This is a genomic window from Brevibacterium sp. OS20, from assembly GCF_056837565.1.
In genome coordinates, this window is record NZ_CM166367.1 from 2,086,509 (window position 1) to 2,099,473 (window position 12,965).

Genomic DNA, 12,965 nt, shown 5'->3' on the forward strand with positions numbered 1-12,965 from the left:
GGCCGCGCCCGGGTAGGGGCTCGACCGAATCACAGGGCGATCTTACAGGCCCGCGATGAGTGTTTCCGCCTGCGGGTGAGTCGTGGCGAACGGGTCCTTGAGTGCGACGGCTCGACCGGATTCGTCGTTGAGGCGCAGGTGCACCCAGTCGACGGTGTAGTCGCGACGGGCCGCATGGGCTGCGCGGACGAATTCGCCGCGGATCGCCGCCCGTGTGCTCGCTGGCGGTACGTCCTTCGATCGTTCGGCTGCCTCGGCGGGGACGAGACTCTTCGCCATTCCCGCGGCCTCGAGCTTGGGAAACAGCCCCGTCGCGGGCGTGATGTCGTGGAAGGCGATGTCGAGTCGGTGGATGCGCGGATCGGCGATATCCGTGATTCCGCGCTGCAGCGACCGTTCGATGAGGGTGCGTTTCATCACCCAGTCGATCTCCGTGTCCACGGTCGAGAAGTCCTGCGATTCGACGGCGGTGAGCATCCGCGTCCACAGGTCGATGACGTAGTGGGCCAGATCATCATCGCCGAGGCTGTGCTCCCCGGACTCCACGATCCGCTGTGCCCGATCCCGGTAGTCGCCGAGCAGTCCCAGCGGAGTCGTCGTGGTTCCGTCGGTGCGTTCGAGCACGACCCGTCCCGTGAGATCACGGGCGACGAGCCTGATATCGCGCACCGGGTGGCGCAGCCCGTTCTCCGGGATCCGTGCGCCCTGTTCGATGAGGTCGAGCATGAGGACTGCGGATCCGATCTTCAGCGCCGAGGTGGCCGTCGACATCGAGGAATCACCGACGATGACGTGCAGCCGCCGGTACTTCTCCGCATCGGCGTGCGGTTCGTCGCGGGCGTTGATGATCGGACGCGACCGTGTCGTCGCCGATGACAGTCCTTCCCACATGACGTCGGACCGAGCTGAGAGGCCGAACATCATCTCCGAGCGGTCGGCTTCCTCATCGGGGGTGAAGGCCGAACGGCGCGGGATCACGGCTCCGGCACCGACGAGCAGCTGACGCGAGACGAGGAAGGGCAGCAGGACCGTGGTCAGCCGGTTGAAGTCGAGGGTACGGCGGATGAGGAAGTTCTCGTGGGACCCGTAGGAGTTGCCTGCCGCGTCCGTATTGTTCTTGACCATGTGCACGCGTCCGCCGATGCCATCGACTTCTAGCGCGGTTTGGGCCTTGTCCAGCAGGTCGATCATCAGACCTTCGCCGGCTCGGTCCTGGGAGAGCAGGTCCCCGAGATCATCGCATTCGGCGGTCGCATACTCCGGATGGGATCCGACGTCGAGGTAGAGGCGCGACCCGTTGGGCAGGAACACGTTCGACGACCGGCCCCATTCGACGACAGGACGGAAGAGATACCGGGCGATCTCCTCGGGGCCGATGCGACGTTCGTCGGGGTCGGCGGTGTGGGCGAGTCCGTATTCGGTTTCGAGCCCGTAGATGCGTGCCATTCAGTCCTCCCGCAGTTCGCTCATCGCCGCGTCGTCGAGGCGGCGGAAGGTCCGCTGCTTCGTCGTCGTGCGGTCGAGGACGGCTGCCTCGAGTGCGTCGGTGGCCAGGATCGCCTGGGTCGCGGCTCCCAGTGCGGTCACACCGTGGTTGAATACTTCGCGCAGAGTCATCTGTGAGCTGCGCACCCCGGCCAGGGATGCCGTGATCGCATCGGCCTGACCGCCGATGGCCACATGTTCGGTCTCGTCGATGACGGATCCGTCGTAGCTGAGCCGATAGAGCTGGTCGGTCTCCGGTGTGAGTCCGAGTTCGGCGACGACGAGTTCGACCTCGAACGGCTTCGACTCGGTGGTGAAGACGCCGGCCAGCGTCTGTGCGTACGCGTTCGTCAGTCCGCGAGCGGTGACGTCGGTGCGGTCGTAGGAGTATCCGCGCAGGTCGGCGTAGCGGACTCCGGCTTGGCGCAGGGTCTCGAATTCGTTGTACTTGCCGACGGCGGCGAAGCCGATGCGGTCGTAGATCTCAGCGATCTTGTGCAGCGTCGGTGACGGGTTCTCCGCCAGCAGCAGGATGCCTGTGTCGAAGCGCATGACGACGACGGATCGGCCGCGGGCGATGCCCTTGCGGGCGAAGTCGGCCCGGTCCTTCATCAGCTGTTCGGGTGAGACGTAGAACGGTGCCTGACTCATCGACGGTCCTTTCGCGGTAACGGTGCCGCAGTCATCACCGGGCGGTGGCCGTGCGGCGGGCGACGACCTCGGTGGCGGTGTCCAAGACGGAGGCCGAATCGACCTCGGTGACCCCGTTCTCGAGGTCGACGGTGAAGATCGTCGGGGCGATCTGCCGGACGAAATCCGGTCCGCCCGTCGCCGAGTCGTCGTCGGAGGCGTCGAAGAGGGCTTCGACGGCAACCCCAATCGCCTGCTCGTGGTCGAGGTCGGCCCGCCACAGCTTCTTCAGCGCCCCGCGGGCGAAACCGGAACCGGAGCCGATGGAATGGAATCGGTGCTCTTCGTACTTTCCGCCGGTGACGTCGAAGCTGAAGATCTGACCCTGCGGTCTGGATACGTCGACTCCGGCGAACAGCGGGACGACGGTGAGTCCCTGCATCGCCAGCCCGAGGTTTCCGCGCAGCATCGCAGCCAAGCGGTTGGCTTTGCCGTTGAGCGAGAGACGGGCGCCTTCGATCTTCTCGTAGTGTTCGAGTTCGAGTTGGAAGAGCCGGATGAGGTCGAGTGCGACCCCGGCGGTGCCGGCGATGCCGATGACGGAGTAGTCGTCGGCGGCTTTGACCTTCTCCATCGAGTGCGAGGCGATGAGGTTGCCGATCGTCGCTCTCCGGTCACCGGCCATGAGGATGCCCGAGGCGGTGCGGAAGCAGATGATCGTCGTGCCCTCCGGGGACTGTTCGGCCAGATCCCGCACACCGGGGTGCGGCAGCGCTTCAGGCGCCGAGGAGCGGGCGAGTTCGACGAACGAATTGCTCGTCGAACTCAAGAATGCAGGAGGGAATCCTGCCATCTCATTGGCCGCCCTTCTGCACGAAGTTCTTGACGAACTCCTCCGCGTTCGACTCGAGCACACCGTCGATCTCGTCGAGGATGGAATCGACGTTCTGAGTGTTGATCTGTCCCTGCACGGCCTCCGGCGGATCGACGGGGGCGTCTCCCCCACCGGACGATTTGTCTCTCTGGACCTGTTCCTGCGAGCTCATCTCACACTCCTTCAGTCGTTCTTCGAACTCAGTCTATCCACTCCGAGTGCCTTGAGCAGGCCCTCGGCGGTTTCGATTCCCTTCACCCGATCGGCAAGCAGCTCACGGGTGCCTTTGAGCGGTTCGTGCATGGGCAGACGCACCACACCGAGGGCTCCCGCGTTGACCACGAGCGAGTCCCAGCTGGCGGCGACCAGATCCTCGCCGAGGCGGCTGACCGCCACGGAGCGCAGGAACGCGCGGGTCCCGTCGGGTGCGTTGACCACGGCGGCTTCGACCTCGGCGTCGGTGGTCATCCGACGGATGCGGCCGGCTCGTTCGAGCTTGTGGAACAGTCCCTTCTCCGGGCGCACATCGTGGTACTGGACGTCGATGAGGGCCAGCTTCGGATGGTCCCAGTCGATTCCCTCACGAGAACGGTAGCTCTCGAGCAGCACCCATTTGGCGACCCAGTCGATGGAGTCGGCCAGGGTCGTCGGGTCGGTCGAGAGCCCATCGAGGAATCGGCGCCATTCGGCGAGCACCTCGGCAGTTTCGGCATCCTCGGCATCGGCGTGTTCGAGGCACGCGGAGTAGAAGGCTTCTTGAATCTCCAATGCCGTTGTCGTCGTACCGTCGCTCAGCGCCAGCGGAGCCCTGAGGTCGAGGTCGTGGCTGACGTCCCACAGTGCCTGCAGGGCATCGGCGAGTTCGATCTGCGGTGCCAGCCCGGCCTCGATGAGTCCGAGGACGAGGGAGGTCGAACCGAAGCGGACGAACGTCGCAGGCTCCGCCAGGGTGGCGTCGCCGATGATCACGTGCAGCCGGCGGTATTTCGCGGGATCGGCATGTGGTTCGTCCCGGGTGTTGACGATGGGACGGCGCAGGGTGGTCTCGAGCCCCACTTCGGCTTCGAAGAAGTCGGCGCGGGACGAGATCTGGAAGCCCTTGCCCTCGCCTTCGCGACCGATGCCGACCCGTCCGGATCCGCACAGGATCTGCCGGGTGACGAAGAACGGGACGAGGCCCGCGACGATGTCGTCGAAGTCCGTGGACCGGTCGACGAGGTAATTCTCATGGGTGCCGTAGGAGGCTCCCTTGGAGTCCGTGTTGTTCTTGTACAGATTGACCGGTTCCGCGCTCTTCTCGAGGGTCCGCACCGATTCGAGGGCGACGAGGTCGCCGGCCCGGTCGAAGGTGACGATATCGCGTGGAGTGAGGACTTCCGGGGACGAGTACTCGGGATGAGCGTGGTCGACGTAGTAGCGGGCACCGTTCTCCGTGACGACGTTCGCCAGGTACTGGGCTTCGACGTCGTCCTGCGGGATATGGGTCAGCTGCGAGGAGTCGGCGTCGGCGATGTTCATGAAGAAGCCGCGGGCGTCGGCCAATGGAGACTCGGTGGCGAAGTCCCAGAAGTTCTGGGACGACTTCAGTCCGCGCGGCCCGGCATAGGCGTCGACGACACGCGCCGAGTCCCGCATCGGGTTCGCTCGCGGATTGCCCGGCTGGCTGAGGCCGAACTCCGTCTCGGCTCCCATGACGCGCCTGACTCTGAGCATCTGATTCTCCTCCAAGGTCTAGACTCGGGGACGTGGCAACGAAGAAATCTCATCTCCCCATCGCACTGATCGTCGACCTCATCCTCGTGGTTCTGTTCACGATCGTCGGTCATTACACACATTCTCACAATTTCGATCCGCAGGGGCTGATGACCACAGCGTGGCCGTTCGTCGCAGCCCTCGTCATCGCCTGGCTGCTCACGGCCGTCTGGGATCGGCCGATCGCTCCGTTGGCCACGGGAACCGGGGTCTGGGCTATCACCGTCCTCGTCGGACTCGTCCTGCGCGGTGTCACCGGAGCCGGCGGCGATCCGGGGTCGGTGCCGGTGAGCTTTATGATCGTCGCGACGTCGCTCAACCTCATCACTCTGGTCGGTTGGCGTCTCATCGCCACGGCCGTCTCCGGGGGTTCGGGCCGCCGCAAGCGCAGCCGTTGAGCATCTTCCCCTTCGGCACTGTGCACGGCCGGTAACGAGACGAGCCCGCCGCTTCCGTCAGCTGACGGAAGCGGCGGGCTCGTCGTTCTTACCGGACCCTTCTCAGACGAGGTCCGAGTTGGGCCGCACCTCGGCGATGTCGGTCTCGTACGGCACTGTCGGGGCTCCCCTGGTCGTGTCGAGGTGCATCATCCGCAGATGAGTGACCCGTTCACCCTTGCGCCCGGAGATCCGTGCCCATTCGTCGGGGTTCGTCGTGTTCGGCAGGTCTTCGTGTTCGCTGAACTCTTCGGCGATCGCATCCTCGAAGTGGCCGGGGCGCAGGCCGCGCTCGCCGGTGTCGAGCAGCGATTTGATTGCCGCCTTCTTCGCACGGTCGACGATGTTGTGGATCATCGCGCCGGAGGCGAAGGCCGAGAAGTGGAGGATTTCCTTCGACCCGTCGGCGTAGCTGACCTCGACGAATTCGTTCTCCGGAGTCTCTGCGAACATCCGTTCGACACAGCTGTCGATGAGTGCCGAGACCGCCTCGGCGGGGGTGTCGTGGCCGGCGAGCACGCTCGAATGCAGGGGCAGCTCCGCGGTGAGGTACTTCTCGAAGATGTCTCGGGCCGCTTCGGCGTCGGGGCGTTCGATGCGGATCTTCACATCAAGCCGGCCGGGGCGCAGGATCGCGGGGTCGATGAGGTCTTCGCGGTTCGACGCACCGATGACGATGACGTTGTCGAGCTGTTCGACTCCGTCAATCTCGGTGAGCAGCTGCGGCACGATCGTCGTCTCCACGTCCGACGACTTGCCGGTGCCGCGGGTGCGGAACAGTGATTCCATCTCGTCGAAGAACACCACGACGGGGAAGCCGGCCGACGCCTTCTCGCGTGCCCGGGCGAAGATCAGGCGCAGCTGACGTTCGGTTTCGCCGACGTACTTGTCGAGCAGCTCCGGACCTTTGATGTTGAGGAAGTAGGTCTTGCTCGTGCGGACCTTTCCGGTGCGGTCGGCCAGGGAGTTCGCCACGGCCTTTGCGATGAGCGTCTTTCCGCAGCCGGGAGGGCCGTAGAGCAGGATGCCCTTGGGCGGTTTGAGTCCGTGTTCGGTGTAGAGCTCGGGATGTTCGAAGGGCAGTTCGACGGCATCCTTGATCTGTTCGATCTGGTCGGCCAGTCCGCCGATGTCCTGGTAGGTGATGTCGGGGACTTCTTCGAGCAGCAGCGAGGAGACCTCGGGCTTCTCGACGACCTGCAGCGCGTAATGGGTCCGGGTGTCGACGATGACGGCATCGCCGACGCGCAGTCCTGCGTCGACGAGGCCGGCGGCGAGGGTGAAGACCTGCTCGTCATCGCCGGGAGCTCCGACGAGGATGCGCTGGGAGTCGACGAACTCACGGACGTTGACGACCGATCCCACGGGTGGGAACTCGCCGGTGCCGATGATGACGAGGCCTTCGGACAGGAGCACATCGGCTCCGGCTCGCAGCGTCTCGGGTTCGATTTCGGGGGCGACGGCCACGCGCATGCGTCGTCCGCCGACGATGACATCGGCCGTCACTGCGTTCTCGCCGAGCGCGATGAGCGTGCCCCAGTTGTTCGGCGGCTCGGTCAGGCGCCGAGCCTCTTCCTTGATCCGGTTCAGCTCATCACGGGCCGTGCGCAGAGTCTTCGACAGTGCTTCATTGCGTTTGCCCGCTGTGTAGAGCTGCTGGCGCAGGGACGCGGTGTCCTCGCGCAGCTTCTTCACCTCGGTCGTGGTCTCTGTCATCGATCCTCCTTCGGCCCTGTGCTGTTGCTGGTCGGGCTTTCTGTGACATCTGTGGGCTGCGCATCTGCGGAGTCCTCGGGCTCGGTGCGCAGGCGTCTGCCGGCCTCTCGCATCACCCGGCGCAGCTTCTTGCCGTGCGCGGTGCGGGTGCCGATCGCCGCCTCGGTGACTTCGGGCTCCGTCCACGCCGCCACATCCTCGGCGGCCGCGGTGGCTCCCTGGGGGCGTTTCTTCTTCTCCAGCGGACTGATGCCGTCGGCCATTCGGCGGGCCATGATGAGGAACCCGGTGTGGGCGATCATCCGGTGGTCGGGCCGGACGGCGAGTCCGTCGACGTGCCAGCCGCGGACCATGGCCTCCATGGACTCGGGTTCGGCGAACTTGCCGGAAGCGCGCAGGGCTTCGACGAAGCGTGAGAGCTGCGGGACAGTGGCGACATACGCGATGACGATTCCCCCGGGTGTCAGGGCTTCGCTGACGGCCTCGAGCGTGTTCCAGGGGGTGAGCATGTCGAGGACGACGCGGTCGACGCTGCCGGGCCCGAAGGTCTGCGGCAGAGTTTCGGCGAGGTCGCCCACGGTGACGGACCAGTTGTCCGGTTCGCCGTCGAAGAAGTCGGCGATGTTTCCGGCCGCGATCGTGGCGAATTCCTCACGCAGTTCGAACGAGTGCACGGATCCCGTCGCGCCCACGGCGCGCAGCAGCGCCATCGACAGGGCTCCGGATCCGACGCCGGCTTCGACGACGGTGGCGCCGGGGAAGATATCGCCGAGGGTGACGATGAGTCCCGAATCCTTCGGGTAGACGACTGCGGCGCCGCGGGGCATGGAGAGCACGAAGTCCTCGTAGCGCGGGCGGAAGACCTGGAAGTCGACTCCCCCGGTGTTCGCGACGATGATTCCTTCTGTGCGCCCGATGATGTCGTCGTGGCTGATGAGGCCCTTGTTCGTGTGGAAGTGCTCACCCGGGGCGAGCACGAAGGTGTGCATCCGCCCCTTGGGGTCGGTGAGCTGGACCTTCTCTCCGCGGCTCAGAACGCGCGGGGGCAGGGAATGCAGTGGCTGAGTCATGATGAGTCCACTCTACGCTGGTGAGGATTGCCTCACACAACCGGCTCAGGCTGCCAGGAGTTCGTCGAAGAATTCCTGCAGGTCGATGACTCCGACCAGGGTGTTGCCGTCCATGACCAGGCTGAACTGCGCCTTGGGGCGGTGGGTGAGCGATTCGAGCAGGTGCGGGGCCGTGATGTCCTTCGGCACTCCGATCCACCCGGCCAGAGGGCGGGCGACCTCGCCGGCGGGAACCGCTTCGAGGGTTTCGGCGAGGCGACCGGCTGCGGCGTGCCGGTCGACGAGACCGTACGGCAGCCCCTTCTGGTCGAGGACGACGATGAGGGTGCGCTCCTTCGCGTTCCCGAGCGTGTTCGCATAGTCGAGGGTGTCGGCCAGGTCGGCATCCCAGGTGGCGGCGATCGCGGGCTGGATGACCTGGGAGAGGTCGTAGGTCTCCATCTTCCGGGCCCGCTTAGCGTGGGTGGCGGCATCTCCGGCGGAGAACCACAGCATGATCGCAATGAGCGACATCCAGGCCACGGTCAGCGGTTCCGGCCGATCACCGCGGAGCAGCGGGGTGATGACCGACCAGCCGATGAAGCCGACGGCGATGATCCGGCCGACCCAGCTGGCCACGATCGTGCCGAGGAACTGCGAACCGGTGATGCGCCACATGATCGCCTGCAGCGCCCAGCCGCCGTCGAGCGGAATGCCCGGCAGCAGGTTGATCGCACCGAGGGCGACGTTGGCGAAGGTGACGGCGATGAGCAGCAGCCACGGCACCGAGGTGGGGCTGGCGGCGCTGAGACACCACCATCCCAGCAGGGCCAGGACGATGTTGACGATGGGGCCGACGATGGAGATGACGAAGCTCGTCATCGCCGCTTTGTCGCGCGGGTTGTCCATCTGGGGCTCGAAGCGGGTGAACCCTCCCCAGATGTTCAGCTCGATCGCGGCGACCTTCTGTCCGTAGAACTGGCCGGCGACGCCGTGCGCGAGTTCGTGGAGGAACACGGACGCGAAGAGGAGCACCGCATAGGCGAAGGCGACGAACCAGGCCCCGATCCCCAGATCCGGTCGGACCTGGTTGAGCCACGGGGTGAAGAGGATGGTGATCACGATGGCGGCGAGGAACCACGACCACGCCAGAATCACCGGAGCGCCGAGGACAGTGCCCAGGCGCAGACCCGATGACGCACCGGGGTGGTGGTTTTTCGCGGCCATTGAAGGGGTTCCTCCGGTCGATGTCGTGGTCAGCGGACCACTGAGGGTCGGTTACTCAGCCTAACAGCGACGACGCACTCATCGCTGGTCGCCACGTCGTGTCCGTGCAGGTCGTTACAGTGGAGTTATGGCCGAGCTCACCAGTTTGTCGCCCTCCCGGGCCAATGACTTCATCCAATGCCCTCTGAAGTTCCGTTTCCGCAGCATCGACAAGCTGCCGGAGCCGCCTTCGCAGGCGGCGTTCCGCGGCACGGTGGTCCATGCGGTGCTCGAGAAGCTGTTCACCGCACCGGCGGCCGAGCGCACGGCGGAGCTCGCGCAGACGATGCTCATGCCGGCGTGGGACGAGCTCGTCGAGAAGGACCCGGATGTGCTCGAGATCTTCGAGGGCGAATCGGAGAAGGAGACGTTCTTCACATCGGCGCGTCGGCTCATCGATTCCTACTTCGTGCTCGAGTATCCCGAGCATCTCGAACCGGAGGAGACGGAGAAGTTCGTCCGCACCACACTGGACAGCGGTCTCGAGCTGCGCGGGTTCATCGACCGCGTCGACGTCGCCCCGGGTGGGGAGCGGCGCCTCGTCGACTACAAGACGGGCAAGCAGCCGAAACCTCAGTACGGACGAGAAGCCAAGTTCCAGATGGGCTTCTACGCTCTCGTCGTCTACCGACTCTCCGGCGAGCTCGTCCACACCCTGCAGCTGATGTACCTGGGTTCGCGCAGCGTGCTGAAGTCTCATCCGACGATGGCGGAGGTCGAACAGACCCAGTTCGAGATCGATGCCATCTGGAAGGACATCATCGCCTCGGCCGAGTCGGACCGGTGGCGGCCGAAGAAGTCACCGCTGTGCAACTGGTGCACCTTCAAGCCGCTGTGCCCGGCGTGGGGCAACACCGCTCCCCCGACTCCGGAGATCACGAAGATCGTGGGAGCGTAGAGCTCAGGCGCTCTGCTGCGCACGGAGTCGTCGCAGGTCGGCGACACTGCGGCCTTCGAGGGTCTCCCATAGGGTTCGACCCGGACGGGGTTCGAGGTCGATGAAATGCGGGATCCCGATCGCAATGGTGCCGGCCGCCTCGGCACTGGCCAGACCCGGCTTCGAATCCTCCAGTGCCACACAGTCGGCAGGGGCGAGGTCGAGCAGCGCAGCCCCACGCAGGTAGGGCTCGGGATCCGGTTTGCCGGCGGTCACCTCATCGCCGGAGACGAGACCGGCGAAGCTGTCGGGCGGACAGCTGGCGATGACTGCCTCGGCCAGCGGGCGGTACGACATCGTGACCATGACGCTCGGAATGCCTTCGGTCTTCAGTTCGGCCAGCAGCTCCAGCGCACCGGGGCGGAAAGGCACGGACTCTCGGATCTGTCCGATGACGTTGCCCATCAGGGTCTCGACGATCTCCTCGGCGGGCAGGTCGAGCCCGGCCTCACGCATCATTCGGGCGGAGACGATCAGCTCGTTTCCGACGAATTCGAGCCCCTGCTCTTCCGACCAGGACAGCCCGTGGGCGTTCATGAGTTCGGTCTCTGCGCGGATCCAATACGGTTCGGTGTCGACGAGGGTTCCGTCCATGTCCCACAGGACGGCGGCAGGGTCGGCTGATGCATGGTTCGTCATACGCCCAGCGTAGTCTGGAACCATGAGTATTCTTCCATCCGGGTCCGGGGCACTCGTCTTCATCGCCTTCGAAGGTCAGGATGCCGATGCTTCCGAAGCGGCGAGTTCGCTGGTCAAGGATCTCATCGAGGTCTGGCACCTGGACGACTCCGAGATCCTCGACACCGATGGGTTCTACGAATTCCGCTTCTCCGAACCCGAGATCATCCGCGACGAGGACGGGACGGCGTCGATCGCCTGGCCGGGCATCGCGGTCCACCGAGGTCGCCTCGGCGAGCAGTCGATCACGGTCATCCACGGTCACGAACCGGGATTGAAATGGCGGGAGTTCCTCTCCCTCGTCCTCACCCACGTCGGCGATGACGATGCCGTCATCCTCCTCGGCGGTCTCCATGCCGAGGTTCCGCATACGCGTCCGCTGCCGGTGGTGGCCAATACGGAGGACGCAGAGCTTGCGTCCGAGCTCGGCATCGACGCCAACGGCTATGAGGGCCCCATCGGCATTCTCGGTCTCCTCGGCGTCGCCTGCCGGTGGCGCGGAGTCCGCGCCGTCAACCTGTGGGTGGGAGTACCGGACTATCTGGCCGAGTCGCCGTCGCCGAAAGCCGAACTCGCGTTGGCGAAGGCAGTCGAACGCTATGCCGGCATCGAAATCGACATCCACGTGCTCGAGGAGGAGAGCCGGGCATGGGAGCTCGGCGCCGATGAACTCGTCTCCTTCAATCCCCGGCTGGCAGAGCTCGTTCAAGCGCTGGAGAAGCAGAACGATTCGACGGAGCTGCCCGAAGCCAGCGGAGACGCCATCGCGGCCGAGTTCGAACGCTATCTGCGCAAACGCGGCCGCGATAAGTGAATCGCCGACTCCCGGTGGTCAGGCGGTGAACGCCGAGAGCTGTTAGTCGAGCGATATCAGTCGAGCAGGCGGATGCCCAGGAGGGCATCGACGGCGTCGGCAACTCGGTCGCCGGTGATGGCCGCTGTCTCCGACGGATCGGAGTCCGCATAGTGTTCGGCCCATTCGTCGAGGATCCCGAGAGCCCGCGGGCTGTCGAGGTCATCGGTGAGTGCTTCGCGCAGCAGGCCGATGATGTGCTCGCGCAGACCCTGGCGACATTCTGATTCGCATTTGGCCGCATGCTTCCATGCCTGCAGGCGTGCTTCTGCGATGGACAGCTGCTCCTCGGTGAAGCTCCAGTCGCTGCGGTAGTGGTTGGACAGGATCACGGTGCGAATGGCCATGGGGTCGACTCCGCGCTCGCGCAGCTTCGAGACGAGGACGAGGTTGCCCTTGGACTTGCTCATCTTCTCGCCGTCGAGGCCCACCATTCCGGTGTGCATATAGGTCTTCGCCATGGGTGTGTCCCGCCAGGCAGCAGCATGGGCGGCACTCATCTCATGGTGAGGGAAGATGAGGTCGCTGCCGCCTCCCTGCACGTCGACGGGGAAGCCGAGATACCGATCGGCGATGACAGTGCATTCGACATGCCAGCCCGGTCGTCCCTGGCCCAGTGTGCCTCCGTCCCAGGACGGTTCGCCTTCGCGTTCGGCCCGCCACAGCAGCGGATCGATGGGATTCTCCTTGCCCGGAGTCTCGGGGTCACCGCCGCGTTCGGCCGAGAGCGCTGCCATGGTCTCGGCGTCGTCATGGCTGACTGTGCCGAACGGTGGGGTGATCTGCGTCGACACACGGTAGTAGACGTCACCGCTGTCGAGAGTGTAGGCGGCCCCCTTGTCCACGAGATCGCGGACGCCGGCGGCGATCTCGTCGACGGATTCGACGACGCCGATGAAGTTCGCCGGCGGGATCACCCGCAGGGCTTCCATATCCTCTCGGAAGAGATCGATCTGCGACGAGGCGAGTTCGCGCCAGTCGACTCCCGTGGCGTCGGCCCTCTCCAGCAGCGGATCGTCGACGTCAGTGGTGTTCTGTGCGTACTCGACCTCGAGTCCCGCATCACGCCAGATCCGGTTGAGCAGGTCGAAGGCCACATAGGTGGAGGCGTGCCCGAGGTGCGTCGCATCGTAGGGGGTGATGCCGCAGACGTAGAGTCGAGCGGTCTGCTTGGATCCGCGCAGCCTGCGCGGGCTGCGTGTGCTCGTATCAAAAACCGTAGGCACCTTGCCGGTGCTGGTCAGACGGGGCAGTTGAGGTTCGGGCCATGACTTCACGGCACCCAGCC

At 65.3% G+C, this 12,965-nt stretch carries 13 protein-coding genes; 3 read left to right on the forward strand and 10 right to left on the reverse strand.

What is annotated here, in order from left to right; translation table 11 throughout:
- Positions 1-42: 42 nt before the first annotated feature.
- The 5 genes from pafA to dop are packed head-to-tail and all read right to left on the reverse strand — an operon-like array spanning position 43 to position 4,702.
- Complete coding sequence (gene pafA / locus ACVZTU_RS09360) at positions 43-1,446, reverse strand: Pup--protein ligase (protein WP_482400264.1); 1,404 nt, start codon at positions 1,444-1,446, stop codon at positions 43-45.
- Complete coding sequence (prcA, locus tag ACVZTU_RS09365) at positions 1,447-2,136, reverse strand: proteasome subunit alpha (RefSeq protein ID WP_181270501.1); 690 nt, start codon at positions 2,134-2,136, stop codon at positions 1,447-1,449.
- 34 nt (positions 2,137-2,170) lie between these two features.
- Positions 2,171-2,968, reverse strand: coding sequence for a proteasome subunit beta (gene prcB / locus ACVZTU_RS09370; protein ID WP_139467231.1), 798 nt, complete (start codon positions 2,966-2,968; stop codon positions 2,171-2,173).
- Position 2,969: 1 nt separating this feature from the next.
- The gene (locus ACVZTU_RS09375) at positions 2,970-3,161 is read right to left on the reverse strand and encodes a ubiquitin-like protein Pup (protein WP_025778371.1); all 192 of its coding nucleotides are present in this window, start codon (positions 3,159-3,161) and stop codon (positions 2,970-2,972) included.
- A gap of 11 nt (positions 3,162-3,172) precedes the next feature.
- Positions 3,173-4,702: a depupylase/deamidase Dop gene (gene dop, locus ACVZTU_RS09380; protein ID WP_181270502.1), complete on the reverse strand. Its 1,530-nt coding sequence runs from the start codon at positions 4,700-4,702 to the stop codon at positions 3,173-3,175.
- 32 nt (positions 4,703-4,734) lie between these two features.
- Between dop and ACVZTU_RS09385 the strand changes: the two genes are divergently transcribed.
- Positions 4,735-5,139 (forward strand): DUF3054 domain-containing protein, encoded by a 405-nt coding sequence (locus tag ACVZTU_RS09385; RefSeq protein WP_139467233.1) that lies wholly within the window; start codon positions 4,735-4,737, stop codon positions 5,137-5,139.
- A 102-nt stretch (positions 5,140-5,241) separates the two neighbouring features.
- Here ACVZTU_RS09385 and arc read toward each other — a convergent pair whose 3' ends face one another.
- Genes arc through ACVZTU_RS09400 form a run of 3 tightly spaced genes read right to left on the reverse strand, consistent with a single transcriptional unit; the run spans position 5,242 to position 9,170 of the window.
- Positions 5,242-6,894: a proteasome ATPase gene (gene arc, locus ACVZTU_RS09390; RefSeq protein ID WP_139467234.1), complete on the reverse strand. Its 1,653-nt coding sequence runs from the start codon at positions 6,892-6,894 to the stop codon at positions 5,242-5,244.
- Positions 6,891-7,964 (reverse strand): tRNA (adenine-N1)-methyltransferase, encoded by a 1,074-nt coding sequence (locus ACVZTU_RS09395; protein ID WP_139467235.1) that lies wholly within the window; start codon positions 7,962-7,964, stop codon positions 6,891-6,893. Before ACVZTU_RS09395 ends, arc begins: the two co-directional genes overlap by 4 nt.
- 45 nt (positions 7,965-8,009) lie before the next feature.
- Positions 8,010-9,170 (reverse strand): site-2 protease family protein, encoded by a 1,161-nt coding sequence (locus tag ACVZTU_RS09400; protein WP_139467236.1) that lies wholly within the window; start codon positions 9,168-9,170, stop codon positions 8,010-8,012.
- Positions 9,171-9,297: 127 nt separating this feature from the next.
- Between ACVZTU_RS09400 and ACVZTU_RS09405 the strand changes: the two genes are divergently transcribed.
- Positions 9,298-10,107 (forward strand): RecB family exonuclease, encoded by an 810-nt coding sequence (locus ACVZTU_RS09405; RefSeq protein WP_139467237.1) that lies wholly within the window; start codon positions 9,298-9,300, stop codon positions 10,105-10,107.
- A 3-nt stretch (positions 10,108-10,110) separates the two neighbouring features.
- Here ACVZTU_RS09405 and ACVZTU_RS09410 read toward each other — a convergent pair whose 3' ends face one another.
- Positions 10,111-10,785, reverse strand: coding sequence for an HAD family hydrolase (locus ACVZTU_RS09410; protein ID WP_139467238.1), 675 nt, complete (start codon positions 10,783-10,785; stop codon positions 10,111-10,113).
- 22 nt (positions 10,786-10,807) lie between these two features.
- Between ACVZTU_RS09410 and ACVZTU_RS09415 the strand changes: the two genes are divergently transcribed.
- The gene (locus ACVZTU_RS09415) at positions 10,808-11,638 is read left to right on the forward strand and encodes a PAC2 family protein (RefSeq protein ID WP_139467239.1); all 831 of its coding nucleotides are present in this window, start codon (positions 10,808-10,810) and stop codon (positions 11,636-11,638) included.
- 56 nt (positions 11,639-11,694) lie between these two features.
- On the opposite strand, the gene mshC is transcribed toward ACVZTU_RS09415, so the two are convergent.
- Positions 11,695-12,954, reverse strand: a complete 1,260-nt coding sequence (mshC, locus tag ACVZTU_RS09420) for a cysteine--1-D-myo-inosityl 2-amino-2-deoxy-alpha-D-glucopyranoside ligase (protein WP_139467240.1) — start codon at positions 12,952-12,954, stop codon at positions 11,695-11,697.
- Between the last annotated feature and the right edge of the window lie 11 nt (positions 12,955-12,965).

Bases quoted from the DNA above. Each gene is read 5' to 3' on its own strand.
- dop (WP_181270502.1), bottom strand. From the start codon at position 4,702: ATGCTCAGAGTCAGGCGCGTCATGGGAGCCGAGACGGAGTTCGGCCTC.
- prcA (WP_181270501.1), bottom strand. From the start codon at position 2,136: ATGAGTCAGGCACCGTTCTACGTCTCACCCGAACAGCTGATGAAGGAC.
- ACVZTU_RS09410 (WP_139467238.1), bottom strand. From the start codon at position 10,785: ATGACGAACCATGCATCAGCCGACCCTGCCGCCGTCCTGTGGGACATG.
- ACVZTU_RS09415 (WP_139467239.1), top strand. From the start codon at position 10,808: ATGAGTATTCTTCCATCCGGGTCCGGGGCACTCGTCTTCATCGCCTTC.
- arc (WP_139467234.1), bottom strand. From the start codon at position 6,894: ATGACAGAGACCACGACCGAGGTGAAGAAGCTGCGCGAGGACACCGCG.
- prcB (WP_139467231.1), bottom strand. From the start codon at position 2,968: ATGGCAGGATTCCCTCCTGCATTCTTGAGTTCGACGAGCAATTCGTTC.
- ACVZTU_RS09405 (WP_139467237.1), top strand. From the start codon at position 9,298: ATGGCCGAGCTCACCAGTTTGTCGCCCTCCCGGGCCAATGACTTCATC.
- ACVZTU_RS09400 (WP_139467236.1), bottom strand. From the start codon at position 9,170: ATGGCCGCGAAAAACCACCACCCCGGTGCGTCATCGGGTCTGCGCCTG.
- pafA (WP_482400264.1), bottom strand. From the start codon at position 1,446: ATGGCACGCATCTACGGGCTCGAAACCGAATACGGACTCGCCCACACC.
- ACVZTU_RS09395 (WP_139467235.1), bottom strand. From the start codon at position 7,964: ATGACTCAGCCACTGCATTCCCTGCCCCCGCGCGTTCTGAGCCGCGGA.
- ACVZTU_RS09375 (WP_025778371.1), bottom strand. From the start codon at position 3,161: ATGAGCTCGCAGGAACAGGTCCAGAGAGACAAATCGTCCGGTGGGGGA.